We start from the raw sequence: 12,329 nt of genomic DNA on the forward strand, positions 1-12,329 counted from the left end.
AACAGACCAACAGGGAGACTATCCGGATGAAGACGACACTCGCACTCCTCTCGGGCGCGCTCATGGCCACGGCCGGAGCCGCCCAGGCGCAGGAGGTTCTCAACATCTACAACTGGGGCAACTACACGAGCCCCGAGCTGATCGAGAAGTTCACCGAGGAGACCGGGATCGAGGTCACGATCACCGACTACGACAGCAACGACACCGCGCTGGCCCGGATCCGCCAGGGCGGGCACGGGTTCGACATCGTCGTGCCGTCGAACACCTACGTGCAGACCTTCGTCGAGGAGGGACTGATCCAGCCGCTCGACCCCGAAATCGTCACCGACCGCGGCAACATCTCGCCGCAGTGGCAGGACGTCGCCTTCGACCCGGGCCGGGAATACACCGTGCCGTGGGCCTGGGGGACGACCGGCCTCATCGTGAACAGCTCGGTCTACGACGGCGACCCGAACGATGCCGGCCTGATCTTCGACCCGCCGGAAGAGCTTGCAGGGGGGATCAACGTGATCCCCGAGATGGTCGACGTGATGTCGATCGCCGTCTACTACGCCGGCGGCGAGGATCGCTGCACGACCGACACCGAGCTGCTCCGCAAGGTCCGCGACATGCTGATGGAGGCCAAGCCCGACTGGCTGGCGCTCGATTACGGGACGATCGACGCCTACGCGCAGGGCGACCTCGAGGCCGGCATCTACTGGAACGGCGCCACGATGCGGGCCCGGCTCGAGAACCCCGACCTCGTCTACGGCTATCCGCGCACCGGCTATCCGGTCTGGATGGACAACGTCGCCGTCCTGTCCGACGCGCAGAACCCCGAGAACGCGATGCAGTTCGTCAACTTCATCCTCCAGCCCGAGAATGCTGCGCTGATCTCGGAGTTCGCCCGGTACGCCAACGGCGTCGAGGGCTCGGCCGAGTTCATGGATGAGGAGATGCGCAACGCGCCCGAGATCGTGGTGCCCGAGGACCTCGTCTCTGCCGGCCGGTTCAGCGAGCCCTGCTCGCAGGACGTGACCGACATCCATACGCAGATCTGGACCGAGCTGCTCCAGTAACGCGCGTGCCGGGCTCCCCCGGGAGCCCGGCGCCGTGCCCCTCCGAAACCGGAGGGCGCGTCGCCGACCTGGCGGAGCTCACGTCACGATCTTCCGGCAGCGGCCCCCTCGCGGCCCCGGGCGTCACCCAGGGCTCGACAGACCGAGAGATCGGCTCCCGATCGGGCCGATATTGTCCGGCACCGGAAATCGTGCGAAGTGCGCAGGCATCGGAAGGGGAGGAACTTCGGGCATGCGCGCCATCGCCGCGGCCATCCGGGTCATTGCAACGATCAACAGGGTGATCGGACACGTCTTCTCGTGGCTGGCCCTCGGCATCGTCGTCGTCTGCTTCACCGTTGTGGTGCAGCGTTACGTCTTCTCGGTCAGCTACCTGTGGATGCAGGACCTCTACGTCTGGCTGAACGGGGCCATGTTCACCGCGGTGGCGGGCTTCGCGCTGCTGCGGGACGACCACGTCCGCGTCGACATCTTCTACCGTCCGGCGAGTGTCCGCCGGAAGGCGACGATCGACCTGATCGGCGTCGTCCTCTTCCTGCTGCCCTTCACCTGGATCGTGTTCGCCTACTCGATGCCGTTCGTCCGCCGCTCGTGGAGCTATTTCGAGGGGTCGTCCAACGTCGGCGGCATGCCCGCTCTCTACGTCCTGAAATCCTTCATCATCGTCTTCGCGGTCCTCGTCGCGCTGCAGGGGATCGCCATCGCGCTGCGATCCGTGCTGGTGCTGACCGGACGCGAGGATCTGCTGCCCGAGGGGTTGCGCTACCGCTCCCGCGGCGGCGCCGAGGCGGCGCACTGATGGATCCGGTTCTCCTTGGAGAGCTCCTCGCGGGGCTCATGTTCTTCGGCATCATCGGCTTTCTGATGCTCGGCTTTCCCGTCGCGTTCACGCTCGCCGGCGTGTCGCTGATGTTCGGGCTGGTCGGATACTGGGCCGGGGTCTTCGACCCGTCGAACTTCGGCAGCCTGCCCAACCGCTACATCGGGTTCATGTCGAACGAGGTGCTGGTCGCGGTGCCGCTGTTCATCTTCATGGGCGTCATGCTGGAGCGGTCGCGCATCGCCGAGCAGCTGCTGCTGACGATGAGCAAGCTGTTCGGCAACCTGCGCGGAGGCCTCGGGCTCTCGGTCGTGGTCGTCGGGGCCCTGCTCGCCGCGTCGACCGGCGTCGTCGGTGCGACCGTGGTGACGATGGGCCTGATCTCGCTGCCGGCGATGCTGCGCGCCGGCTACGACCCGCGGCTCGCCACCGGCGTGATCTGCGCCTCGGGCACGCTGGGCCAGATCATCCCGCCGTCCACGGTGCTGATCTTCATGGGCGACATGCTGTCCGGCATCAACGCCCAGGTCCAGATGGAGAAGGGCAACTTCGCCCCGGTGCCCGTTTCGGTCGGCGACCTGTTCGCCGGGGCGTTGCTGCCGGGCATCCTGCTGGTCGGCCTCTACACCCTCTACGTGATCTTCAAGGCGATCACCGACCCCACCTCCTGTCCCGCCACCCCGGTCCCGCCGGAGGAGCGCCGGGGCCTCGTGCGCGAGGTGGCGGTGGCGCTGATTCCGCCGTTGGTCCTGATCCTGGCGGTGCTCGGCTCCATCCTCGGCGGCGTCGCCACCCCGACCGAGGCGGCCTCGGTCGGCGCCGTCGGGTCGATGGTGCTGGCCGCGCTGCGTTGGCGGATGTCGTTCCGGGTCCTGCGGGAGACCGTCGTCGCGACGGCGACGATCACCTCGATGGTGTTCATCATCCTGTTCGGGGCCTCGGTCTTCTCCATCGTGTTCCGCCTGATGGGCGGCGACAACCTCGTGCACACGTTCCTGTCGAGCCTGCCGGGCGGGACGACCGCGGCGGTGCTGATGGTCATGGCGATCATGTTCGTCCTGGGCTTCATCCTCGACACGTTCGAGATCATCTTCATCGTGATCCCGATCACCGCGCCGATCCTGCTGGCGCTCGACGTCGATCCGGTCTGGCTGGGCGTCATCGTCGGCGTGAACCTGCAGACGAGCTTCCTGACGCCGCCGTTCGGGTTCGCGCTGTTCTACCTGCGCGGCGTGGCGCCGGACGACCTGCCGACCTCGGCGATCTACCGCGGCATCATCCCGTTCGTGCTGCTGCAGATCGTGGCGATCGCGCTGCTGTTCGTCTTCCCGCAGATCGTGACCTGGCTGCCGCGGCTCTGAGTCCGGCGCTCCTTTCCTGAAACGAACAAGGGCCGGAGCTTTCGCTCCGGCCCTCGCCGTGTTCCGGATCCCGGCGGATCAGATCTGGAAGTACTGCTCCCGCGCCCGGACGAAGGCGTTGTCGGTGTCCTCGGTACGGACGCGCATGATGTTCAGCGCCTCGATGAAGCTCTCGGCCGTGCGCTGGGTGAGCGGGTCGCTCGACTCCCGCAGCTCGGTCAGGACCGACTTCGCGGCCTCCGCGCCGGCCTGAAGGATCTCGTCCGGGAACTGCTGCACGTTCACGCCATGCTCGTTGATCAGCGTCTGGAGCGCGCGCGGATCGTTCGCGGCGAAGTCCGCGGCGACCATGTCGTACTCGGCCTGGCTGACATCGCGGATGATCGCCTGCAGGTCGTCCGGCAGCGCCTGGTACTTGGCCTTGTCCACCACCAGCTCGGTCGCGAGGCCGGGCTCGACGAAGGAGGGAAAGTAGTAGTTCTTCGCCACCTGGTAGAAGCCGAGCGCGAGGTCGTTGTACGGCCCCACGAACTCGGCCGCATCCAGCGTGCCCGACTGGAGCGCCTGGAAGATCTCGCCCGCCGCCATGTTGGTGACGGTGGCGCCCAGCTGCTCCCACACGCGGCCGCCGAGGCCGGGGGTGCGGAACCGCAGGCCCTGGACGTCGGCGACGCCGGTCAGCTCGTTGCGGAACCAGCCGCCGGCCTGGGTGCCGGTGTCGCCCGAGAGGAAGCCCTGCACGCCGAACTGGTCGTAGATCTCGTCCCAGATCTCCTGCCCGCCCATGTGACGGACCCAGCCCGTCAGCTCGCGCGAGGTCATGCCGTAGGGCACGCCGGTGAAGAACGACAGCGCGGTCGACTTGTTCTGCCAGTAGTAGGCGGCGCCGTGGCTCATCTCGGCGGTGCCGTCGATGACGGCGTCGAGCGACTGCAGCGGCGGCACCAGCTCGCCCGCGGCGTAGACCTGAACGGTCAGCCGGCCGCCCGAGGCGGCGGTGATCCGGTCGGCCAGGCGCTGCGCGCCGACGCCGAGGCCGGGGAAGTTCTTCGGCCAGGTGGTGACCATGCGCCAGGTCATGTTGCCCTGCGCCACCGCCGGCGCCGCCAGAGCGGCCGCGCCCGCCCCTGCCAGCGCAGAGCTCCTGATGAATGAGCGTCTGTCCATGATATTCCTCCCTCATTTAGACCGACTTCGTCTCGCCGCGACATCCGCCCGAGATCAGCTGGACCTAACCAACCACGGCGAGGTAAGTCCAGCCGCCACGGGCAGGCCGTCATCGGGCGACGCCCCGCTTCCCGGACGCACAGGCAATCGCCGGCCGGGCCGTGAGCCGGCACACTCCGCTAGGGCAGTACACGAGTGACGCGGGCGGGCCGTCTTAGAGCACGTTCAGGCTCTTGGCGCGCTGTATGGCCTCGGGGGTGGTTCGCGCCATCAGCCGCTGCCGCGCGGACGACAGGCGGACCTTCAGCGCCGACTCCGAGATCCCGAGCATGTGGGCCGCAGCGGCGTGGCGATGCCCGTCTGCGATCAGCCTCAACGCCTCGATCTGCGCCTTGGTCATCTGGCTCTTCGGTTCGGTGAGCGAGTGCAGGTCGCTCACGATGGTCCGCATCTCGGCGATCTCGTCGTCCGTGAATTCCCGGTTCGAATGCGCGACCGAGCACACGGTGCGCGACTGGACGGGCCCGCAGGAGATGGTGACCCCGTGCTTGAGGCCGAAGGACCGCGCCTGGTCGATGATGCCGTAAGGGTCGGCGATCTCTCCGTCGCTCCACCGCGTCGCTCCAGAGTTGGCGTAGGACCAGGCGACCATGGGATCGCGCAGGACGTAGCCTTCCTCGGCATAGTGCCGGATCCATGCCTGGTCGAATGTCTGGAAGAACATCAGAGGCGACGTGAAGCGGAAATGCAGGGCCAGGTAGTAGCCGGCCTCCGCATAGGGCTCGAGCCGTGCCAGCTCGGCCTGGATGTTCAGGTTCTCCGGCTCGCCGCTCACGGGGCCGGATCCGGATTGCTGGAACGAGGGGCGCACACTCATTGTGTTCCGACTGCGCTTGCGACTGTCAACCGCGCAGGCTGCGGCCTGACGGGGACCTCTTCGGGAGCTTCGCTGCCGGTCACTCGGTTGAACTCCATGTAGAAGACGGTGCCCGTCCCCAACTCGCTCTCGTACTCGATCGTGGCGTCGTGACGCTCGGCGATCTGCTTGGTGATGTTGAGACCGAGGCCGGTGCCGCCCACCTTCCGCTTTTCGGACGAATCGACCTGGGTGAACTTGCCGAAGACCCGGTCCTCGGCGCCCTCGGGAATGCCCACCCCCCTGTCCCTGACGGAGACGCGCACCCGCGATCCGATGGGCCTGGCACTCACCGTCACGGTCCCGCCCTCGTTCGAGAACTTCATGGCGTTCGACAGCAGGTTCTGCAGCGCCTGCACCAACCTGTTGCGATCGCCCATGATCGTGCATCCGGGCGCCTCCAGCTCGGTCTGCACATGGATGCCCAGCTTCGTCGCGAAGCCGGAGGTTGATTCGATGGCCTCGTGAATCGTCGCGTGCACGTCGAGAGGCTCGAATCGGAACGACATCTCGCCGGCTTCCATCTTCTGCAGGTCGAGCAGGTCGTCGATCAGCAGGGCCAGCCGGTGGCTGTTTCGACCGGCGATCTCGAGCAGCGAGCGCGCCTTCTGCGGAAGCTCTCCCACGGCGCCGGAATTGATGAGGTCGATCGACCCCTTGATCGACGTCAGCGGGGTCCGGAGCTCGTGGCTGACGACCGAGACGAACTGCGACTTCACCGCGAGCGCGGCGCGGGCCAGCTCGGCCTCCTTCTCGACCAGCTTCATCTGCTCGAGGTTGCGCCGGTAGCCGAGGTAGAACTTCCACGAGATGTCGATCAGGAAGTAGATGACGAAGATGATCGTGAAGAATTCCAGCCAGACCGTCGATTTCAGGGGCGGGGCATAGCGAAAGACGTCGAGGAAGGCGACGAACACGAATCCCGCGAGGTAGATCGACAGGCGCAGGATCAGGATGCTCAGTATCTGGCTGTTGTACATCGCCGCGAAGAGCGATGCGGAGAACAGGATGAACAGGGGCGTGAAATGCCCCCCGGACGTCTGCTGGATGGCGATGCTGATGACGAAGGAGCAGACGCCGATCGCGCTGAGGACCGTGTTGAAGGCGATCCGTCTCAGGATCCGCCGCCCCATGACGGGATCCTCGCCGTCCCAGGACCTCGCGAACCGCCCCAGCCGCTCGTCCAGGAATTCCGTGAACAGGACGAAGACGTAGCAGAGCAGCGCGACCAGCGTGTCGAAGTACGCGGCCGCGAGGACCACGGCCGCGAGGAAGCTGGTCTGTCGCTTCCAGATCAGCTGGTTCAGCAGGCCCGCATACTCTTTCAGCTGCTGCTCGCGCCCTCGCGGGTCGAACCAGTCGCTGCTGCCGGCCCGAAGCGTGGTCAGAAACGTCATGGACAACTTCGGCACTTCTCGCGCCACCCCGATCTCGATCGAGCCCGAGGTAGCGATGAAATATGTTTAAAAGCCGTCCTTCGTCTGGCGAGATGCAGGGAGTTCGACAGCTGCGGCGCAGCTGCCGCGCGGTGAACCGGGGACGCCGTCAGGCCGCATCGGACTTGGACTTGGACCGGACGTTCCACAGACCGGGGAAGGGGATGGCCGCCTGCGGGATCTCGCTCACCGGGCCGAGCGCGGGCATCCGTGCCAGCACGGCGGTGCGCTGATCCTTCACGTCGGCCCGCAGCAGCTGCAGGGGCTTCTTCAGCCCGAGGTAGCTGCGCGGCCCGATCATCGGCGTGTAGCGCAGATACCGGCTGTAGAAGGCCACGTGCTCCTTGCGCACCGGCGCGAGGGCGATGTCGACGTCGTAGAAGATCGTCGCCAGCATCGGGATGCGCAGCGCGAGGAAATGCAGCGGCACCCCCTGCAGGCGGGCGTCGGGATCGACCACGAAGCGGGTCGGGTCGAGGATGGTCTGACCGTGCTCGGCTTCGATGCCGGCCTCGGGAAAGACGGTCAGCGTGGGCGAATGGGGGAAATCCTTCGTGACGAGGTGCAGGCGGACCGCCGCGCACAGCGTGCCGTCGAGATCGACCGCGACGTTCACGCAGTTGTCCATGTCGTCGAACGCGTCGGACATGATGCCGCTCTCGTCCGGGTCGATCGATCGTTCGGCGAGATAGCCCTTGTAGCGCAGGCGCCGGATCTCCTCGAGGCCCGCCTCGTCCGAGACGATCCGGTATCTGCACGCCCTCAGTGCCGCCAGAACCTGTTCGTTCATCCCTGCCCCCTGCCCGTGCTCACGGCGCCGCACGGCAGACGACGAGGTCGCTGTAGCCCCGGTAGGCCTGTTCCTGCCGCAGGACCTCGAACCCTGCCGCCTCCGCCTTCGAGGCGAGCACCCCCGCGTCAAAGGTCCAGAACACGCCCGCGTCCTGCGACCTGCGGATCGCATTGTTCTGGCGCGTGATCTCGCGGCCCCGCCAGAAGATGCGAATCGCGCCGAGCAGTCCCGTCTCCCGGACGATGTGCCGGAACAGGAAGCCCCGCCAGTCGGAGAGATCGAGGCTGCGCCCGATGTCGACCAGGTAGAGCAGGCCGCCTGGGCGCACGAGGCGCCGCAGGTCGCTCAGCCGCTGTTCCTGCCGCGGCATCGTATAGAGCGCGTGCACGCACACGACGAGGTCCGCCGGCTCCGTCACGCCGGTCGTCTCGAGCGAGCGGCCTTCGTACTCGACGTTGTCGTGGGCCGCGAGTTTCGACTTCGCGCGCGCGAGCATCCCCGGATCAGGTTCGATCAGGCGGATCCGGCTGTCAGGAAAGGCCGCGGCCGCGATCCCGGTGTAGTTCCCCGTCCCGCCTCCAATGTCGTAGATCAGCCCCGGCCGCTCGATCGTTCCGAGGAAGGATCTGAAGTCGTCGAGGAGCGCCCGGTACGCGGGGTTGTGCTCCGACAGAAGGTCGTAGCTGGTCGCATAGGCGGTCCAGTCGGTGCGATCCGATTGACCGCTCTCCGAATTGCCGGTAGATGACGTTACGGCAGTGGCGTTTCTGGCACTCATCTGCACTGGCAGGAAACTCCGAGGTTGCGTTTCGACCCTGGATCGGAACACTGCCCGACCATCCGGCCTGACCGTGGGCGTGCGCCCCGAGGTCGCCTTCATCCTTTGTTAATCAATGGTATAGTAGGTTCAGGTCAAGCTGCGTCTACAACCAACACGGCAGTTTGCCGCAAAAAAGACTATCTTAAGACGCATGATTGACACACATGCAACCTGCGACCGGCGCAGTTTTGACCAACAACCGCCGCAAAGCCCTGCGAGGTTCGGCCCTGTCGGTGGGGGCCGACCGATCAGGCTGCACGATGAAACACGTCGAGATCTTGAACCATGATCCGGTCTTCCTGGATCTTCTTCCCCATTTCCTGGGGATCGCACACCACGACAACGTCGACGCCGCGCCGTCGGGCATGACTTCGCCGCTCAGGACACCCGTCCGCCGCGGGTCGCTTCAGATTTCCATCCTGCGGCCCCGGGCCCGCCTCGACAGGGCGATCCTCGCCGCCATCCCCGGCCGCTGACGCTAGCTGCGCATGGGAAGCTGCCGGTTTCCCTGCGCGCACGACGACCTTGGTCGCGCCCTGCGGCTCCCCCGCCGGCTCGCGGGCTCACGCGCCCAAGGGCCTCGCGGTTGCCGTCCGCCACCCGCACAACGACATGGTTTCGTCAGACAGGGACGCTAAGGGCGCGAGCCCCGTCCGGGCCCCGGGACAGGCCCGGGGCGGGTGTTCCAGGCGAAGGGCGGCGTCGGGCCGCCGTCAGACGCTCCGACCCTTCGGTCGAAGAGATCTGTCACCCAACCTCCGCCAGACCTCGACCGTCTCGCAGGTGGACAGGTAGCGCCGGGCAAGGCGAACTCGCCGCCAAGCCGCCGTTCGACGACCAGCGCCCCCCGCCCCCTCCGCTTGACCTTCGGCCCCCGGACGATCATGTAGCGCGGGCCGCCGCGGGTGGCGCGTGACGGGGCGATTGGGACGCATGTCGATGACCGAGAAGGCCGGACTGGGCGCGAGCATTCTCGAGACCGTCAAGACCATCGTCTCCGCCCTCCTGATCGCGGGCCTCTTCCGCACGATCTTCTTCCAGCCGTTCTGGATCCCGTCGGGCAGCATGAAGGACACTCTGCTGATCGGCGACTTCCTGTTCGTGAACAAGATGGCCTACGGCTACTCCTACGCCTCCTGCCCCTCGATCCGCATCGCCGCCCTCGGCATCGACATCGACGCCGAGGATTTCTGCGGTTTCCTGCGCCCGGACCCGGACGACCCCGAGACGCCGCCCGGCGGCGCGCGGCTCTGGGGCGACATGCCCGAGCGCGGCGACATCGTCGTCTTCCGCCACCCGGTGACAGGCCTCGACTTCATCAAGCGCGTCATCGGCCTGCCCGGCGACCGCATCCAGGTCACCGACGGCCTGCTCCACATCAACGACGAACCGGTCGAGGTGGAGCCCGCCGGCCTGTTCGTCGAGACGATGGCACCGCAGGGCCCGCAGGGCCTGATCCCGCGCTGCGCCAACGGCGCGGTCGGGATCGGCGCCGAATGCCAGAAGCGCCGCTTCATCGAGACGCTGCCGAACGGGGTGAGCCACTCGATCCTCGATATCGGCATGCAGGGGTCGGACAATACCGGCGTCTACACGGTGCCCGAGGGCTACCTGTTCTTCATGGGCGACAACCGCGACAATTCCACCGACAGCCGGGTGCCGCAGGCGGCCCGGGGCGTCGGATTCGTGCCCTTCGAGGACCTCGTCGGACGGGCCGACCGGGTCATCTTCTCCTCCGCCGGCCGCTCCATGCTGGCCTTCTGGACCTGGCGCGGGGACCGCTTCTTCAAGGCTCTGGAGTGAAGCCCTCGGCCGAGGCGCGGGCGCTCGCCGCCCGGATCGGTCACGAGTTCCGCGACCCTGCCCTGCTGATCCGCGCGCTCACCCACGGCTCCCACGGCGGTCCCGACACCGGCGACAACGAGCGGCTGGAATTTCTCGGCGACCGCGTGCTCGGCCTCGCCATGGCCGAAGCATTGCTGGCCGCCGACAAGGCCGCCACCGAGGGCCAGCTCGCCCCCCGCTTCAACGCCCTCGTCCGGCGCGAGACCTGCGCCGAGGTCGCCCGCGAGATCGGCCTCGGCGCCGCGCTCAAGCTGGGGAGGTCCGAGCAGAAGACCGGCGGCCGCCGCAAGGACGCGCTGCTCGCCGACGCGATGGAGGCGGTGATCGCCGCGGTCTTCCTCGACGCCGGCTTCGCCACGGCGCGCGAGTTGGTCCTGCGCCTCTGGGGCGGCCGGATCGCAGGGGTCGAGGTCGACGCCCGCGACCCCAAGACCGCCCTGCAGGAATGGGCGCAGGCCCGCGGCGAGCCGCCGCCGGGCTACGTGGAGGTCTCGCGCGAGGGGCCGCCGCACAAGCCGGTCTTCACGCTCGAGGTGCGCCTGACCGACGGCCGCACGGCCAGCGCCAGCGCCGGATCCAAGCGCGCGGCCGAACAGGCGGCGGCGCAGGCGATGCTGGATCGCATCGACGGGGACTGACGGCGCGGCGAGGCCGGAACCATCGCCGGGCGCCCGCGTTTCCGCTCACGAAGATGCGAGGCCGCCCCGGCCCTCGCGCAAGACGTGAAAGGCCCGCCCATGATCGAATGGATCCTCATCCTCCTCGCCGTCGCCGCCGTGGCGGCCCTCCTCGGCTTCGGCCGGATCTCGGGCGCCGCGATGACCGGCGCCAAGATTCTGATCCTGATCGTGCTGGTCCTGTTCCTGCTCGTCCTCTTCGGGGTGATCGCGCTCGCCTGAGCGCGCTCCCGACGTCTGTTCCCTCGCGCGCCCGCCTCGGCTATGGGCGGGCGCGATGAGTGACGATTCCACTTCCCCGCCCCCTCCCCCGCCCCGTGCCATCGGCCGCAAGACGATGCGGCCCACGCTGCGCCCGCGCGAGCTGATGACCGGCGAGCCCGACCTCGCCGGCGTCTGGACCGCGCAGGTAATCACGCTGCTGCCGCAGGCGTTCCCGGGCGTCCTCGGCGAGAGCCTCACCGGTCGCGCCCTGAAGGACGGGCTGTGGCAGCTCCGGACGATCGACCTGCGCACCTTCGGCCTCGGCCCGCACCGCAACGTCGACGACACGCCCGCCGGGGGCGGGCCGGGCATGGTCCTGCGCGCCGACGTGATGGCCTCGGCCATCGCCGAGGCGGGCGCCGGCGCGCGGGGGCGGATGCCGCTGGTCTACCTCACGCCCCGGGGCCGTCCGTTCGACCAGGCCGCCGCGCGGCGGCTGGCGCAGGGCGACGGCGTGACGCTGATCTGCGGCCGGTTCGAGGGGCTGGACCAGCGGGTGATCGACGGCTTCGGGATCGAGGAGATCAGCCTCGGCGACTTCGTGATGACCGGGGGCGAGATCGCCGCGCAGGCGGTGCTGGACGCCGCGGTGCGGCTGCTGCCGGGCGTCCTTGGCAACGCCGCCTCGACCGAGGAGGAAAGCTTCTCGGCCGGTCTGCTGGAGCATCCGCAATATACCCGCCCGCCGGTCTGGGAAGGACGGGAGATCCCGCCGGTCCTGCTGTCGGGCAACCACGCGGAGATCGCGAAGTGGCGCCGCGCGCAGGCGGAGCAGGTGACGGCGGAGCGTAGGCCGGACCTGTGGGCACGGTTGAAGCGAGAGTGAGGCGGGCGTCCGTCGGGGCCGGCGGCCCGGGCCTAAAGGGGTAACCCGCCCCGGCCTTGAGCCGGCAACTGTAACCTCAGGGGTTGGCTGTCGCGTAGTCCTTGGCGTCGCGGAGCATGGCGTTGAGGACGGTGAGGAGCTTGCGTGCGACGGCGATGATGGCCTGCTTGGGACGCTTTCCGGCGGCCTCGAGGCGGGCGCGGAAGGCGGCGAAGGCAGGGTCCCGGCGCGAGGCCTGCAGGCCGGCGAGGTAGAGCAGCGAGCGGATCACCGGTCGGCCGCCGGCGATCCTGCGGGGCGGGCTGCGCATCCCGGAGTCGCGCGCGACCGGCGCCAGTCCCGCCAG

General features: G+C 68.1%; 14 protein-coding genes. 8 read left to right on the forward strand and 6 right to left on the reverse strand.

The annotated features are described in order from the left end of the window. Positions 1 to 26: 26 nt before the first annotated feature. From A37W_RS0107295 to A37W_RS0107305, 3 genes are all read left to right on the forward strand, one after another. The gene (locus tag A37W_RS0107295; protein ID WP_018302373.1) at positions 27 to 1,058 is read left to right on the forward strand and encodes an ABC transporter substrate-binding protein; all 1,032 of its coding nucleotides are present in this window, start codon (positions 27 to 29) and stop codon (positions 1,056 to 1,058) included. A gap of 232 nt (positions 1,059 to 1,290) precedes the next feature. Continuing rightward, positions 1,291 to 1,857: a TRAP transporter small permease subunit gene (locus A37W_RS0107300; RefSeq protein ID WP_018302374.1), complete on the forward strand. Its 567-nt coding sequence runs from the start codon at positions 1,291 to 1,293 to the stop codon at positions 1,855 to 1,857. After that, entirely contained in the window at positions 1,857 to 3,239 is a 1,383-nt protein-coding gene (locus A37W_RS0107305; protein WP_018302375.1) for a TRAP transporter large permease, read from the forward strand. Before A37W_RS0107300 ends, A37W_RS0107305 begins: the two co-directional genes overlap by 1 nt. A 78-nt stretch (positions 3,240 to 3,317) precedes the next feature. Here A37W_RS0107305 and A37W_RS0107310 read toward each other — a convergent pair whose 3' ends face one another. The 5 genes from A37W_RS0107310 to A37W_RS0107330 form a co-directional block, all read right to left on the reverse strand. After that, a complete protein-coding gene (locus A37W_RS0107310; protein ID WP_018302376.1) occupies positions 3,318 to 4,406 on the reverse strand; it encodes a TRAP transporter substrate-binding protein in 1,089 nt (362 codons plus the stop codon). Between the two features lie 214 nt (positions 4,407 to 4,620). Then, entirely contained in the window at positions 4,621 to 5,241 is a 621-nt protein-coding gene (locus A37W_RS0107315; protein ID WP_018302377.1) for an autoinducer binding domain-containing protein, read from the reverse strand. A gap of 38 nt (positions 5,242 to 5,279) precedes the next feature. Continuing rightward, positions 5,280 to 6,719, reverse strand: coding sequence for a sensor histidine kinase (locus A37W_RS0107320; RefSeq protein WP_018302378.1), 1,440 nt, complete (start codon positions 6,717 to 6,719; stop codon positions 5,280 to 5,282). Between the two features lie 148 nt (positions 6,720 to 6,867). Then, on the reverse strand, positions 6,868 to 7,548 hold the full coding sequence (locus A37W_RS0107325; protein WP_018302379.1) for an N-acyl amino acid synthase FeeM domain-containing protein: 681 nt from the start codon (positions 7,546 to 7,548) through the stop codon (positions 6,868 to 6,870). 19 nt (positions 7,549 to 7,567) lie between these two features. Beyond that, a complete protein-coding gene (locus tag A37W_RS0107330) occupies positions 7,568 to 8,329 on the reverse strand; it encodes a class I SAM-dependent methyltransferase (RefSeq protein ID WP_018302380.1) in 762 nt (253 codons plus the stop codon). A 206-nt stretch (positions 8,330 to 8,535) separates the two neighbouring features. Here A37W_RS0107330 and A37W_RS0107335 point away from each other — a divergent pair, with 206 nt between their 5' ends. The 5 genes from A37W_RS0107335 (at position 8,536) to trmD (ending at position 11,983) form a co-directional block, all read left to right on the forward strand. Beyond that, positions 8,536 to 8,847 (forward strand): hypothetical protein, encoded by a 312-nt coding sequence (locus tag A37W_RS0107335; protein ID WP_156169418.1) that lies wholly within the window; start codon positions 8,536 to 8,538, stop codon positions 8,845 to 8,847. A gap of 463 nt (positions 8,848 to 9,310) precedes the next feature. Further along, positions 9,311 to 10,174 carry a signal peptidase I gene (gene lepB / locus A37W_RS0107340; RefSeq protein ID WP_040753641.1) on the forward strand — a complete coding sequence of 288 codons (864 nt, stop codon included), beginning with the start codon at positions 9,311 to 9,313 and terminating at the stop codon, positions 10,172 to 10,174. Next, positions 10,171 to 10,854 carry a ribonuclease III gene (gene rnc, locus A37W_RS0107345; protein WP_018302383.1) on the forward strand — a complete coding sequence of 228 codons (684 nt, stop codon included), beginning with the start codon at positions 10,171 to 10,173 and terminating at the stop codon, positions 10,852 to 10,854. Before lepB ends, rnc begins: the two co-directional genes overlap by 4 nt. Before the next feature lie 99 nt (positions 10,855 to 10,953). Next, on the forward strand, positions 10,954 to 11,115 hold the full coding sequence (locus tag A37W_RS23170; protein WP_018302384.1) for a DUF1328 family protein: 162 nt from the start codon (positions 10,954 to 10,956) through the stop codon (positions 11,113 to 11,115). A gap of 115 nt (positions 11,116 to 11,230) precedes the next feature. Beyond that, the gene (gene trmD, locus A37W_RS0107355; protein ID WP_018302385.1) at positions 11,231 to 11,983 is read left to right on the forward strand and encodes a tRNA (guanosine(37)-N1)-methyltransferase TrmD; all 753 of its coding nucleotides are present in this window, start codon (positions 11,231 to 11,233) and stop codon (positions 11,981 to 11,983) included. Between the two features lie 76 nt (positions 11,984 to 12,059). Here trmD and A37W_RS0107360 read toward each other — a convergent pair. After that, a partial coding sequence (locus A37W_RS0107360) for a transposase (protein WP_018300961.1) occupies positions 12,060 to 12,329 on the reverse strand: 270 nt, incomplete at its 5' end.

The organism is Wenxinia marina DSM 24838, assembly GCF_000379485.1.
In the GTDB taxonomy this organism is placed as follows: Bacteria; Pseudomonadota; Alphaproteobacteria; order Rhodobacterales; family Rhodobacteraceae; genus Wenxinia; species Wenxinia marina.

What these genes read in the sequence shown, in the direction of transcription:
- A37W_RS0107295 (WP_018302373.1), top strand. Translation starts at nt 27, where the DNA reads ATGAAGACGACACTCGCACTCCTCTCGGGCGCGCTCATGGCCACGGCC.
- A37W_RS0107300 (WP_018302374.1), top strand. Translation starts at nt 1,291, where the DNA reads ATGCGCGCCATCGCCGCGGCCATCCGGGTCATTGCAACGATCAACAGG.
- A37W_RS0107305 (WP_018302375.1), top strand. Translation starts at nt 1,857, where the DNA reads ATGGATCCGGTTCTCCTTGGAGAGCTCCTCGCGGGGCTCATGTTCTTC.
- A37W_RS0107310 (WP_018302376.1), bottom strand. Translation starts at nt 4,406, where the DNA reads ATGGACAGACGCTCATTCATCAGGAGCTCTGCGCTGGCAGGGGCGGGC.
- A37W_RS0107320 (WP_018302378.1), bottom strand. Translation starts at nt 6,719, where the DNA reads ATGACGTTTCTGACCACGCTTCGGGCCGGCAGCAGCGACTGGTTCGAC.
- A37W_RS0107325 (WP_018302379.1), bottom strand. Translation starts at nt 7,548, where the DNA reads ATGAACGAACAGGTTCTGGCGGCACTGAGGGCGTGCAGATACCGGATC.
- A37W_RS0107330 (WP_018302380.1), bottom strand. Translation starts at nt 8,329, where the DNA reads ATGAGTGCCAGAAACGCCACTGCCGTAACGTCATCTACCGGCAATTCG.
- A37W_RS0107335 (WP_156169418.1), top strand. Translation starts at nt 8,536, where the DNA reads ATGCAACCTGCGACCGGCGCAGTTTTGACCAACAACCGCCGCAAAGCC.
- lepB (WP_040753641.1), top strand. Translation starts at nt 9,311, where the DNA reads ATGACCGAGAAGGCCGGACTGGGCGCGAGCATTCTCGAGACCGTCAAG.
- A37W_RS23170 (WP_018302384.1), top strand. Translation starts at nt 10,954, where the DNA reads ATGATCGAATGGATCCTCATCCTCCTCGCCGTCGCCGCCGTGGCGGCC.
- trmD (WP_018302385.1), top strand. Translation starts at nt 11,231, where the DNA reads ATGCGGCCCACGCTGCGCCCGCGCGAGCTGATGACCGGCGAGCCCGAC.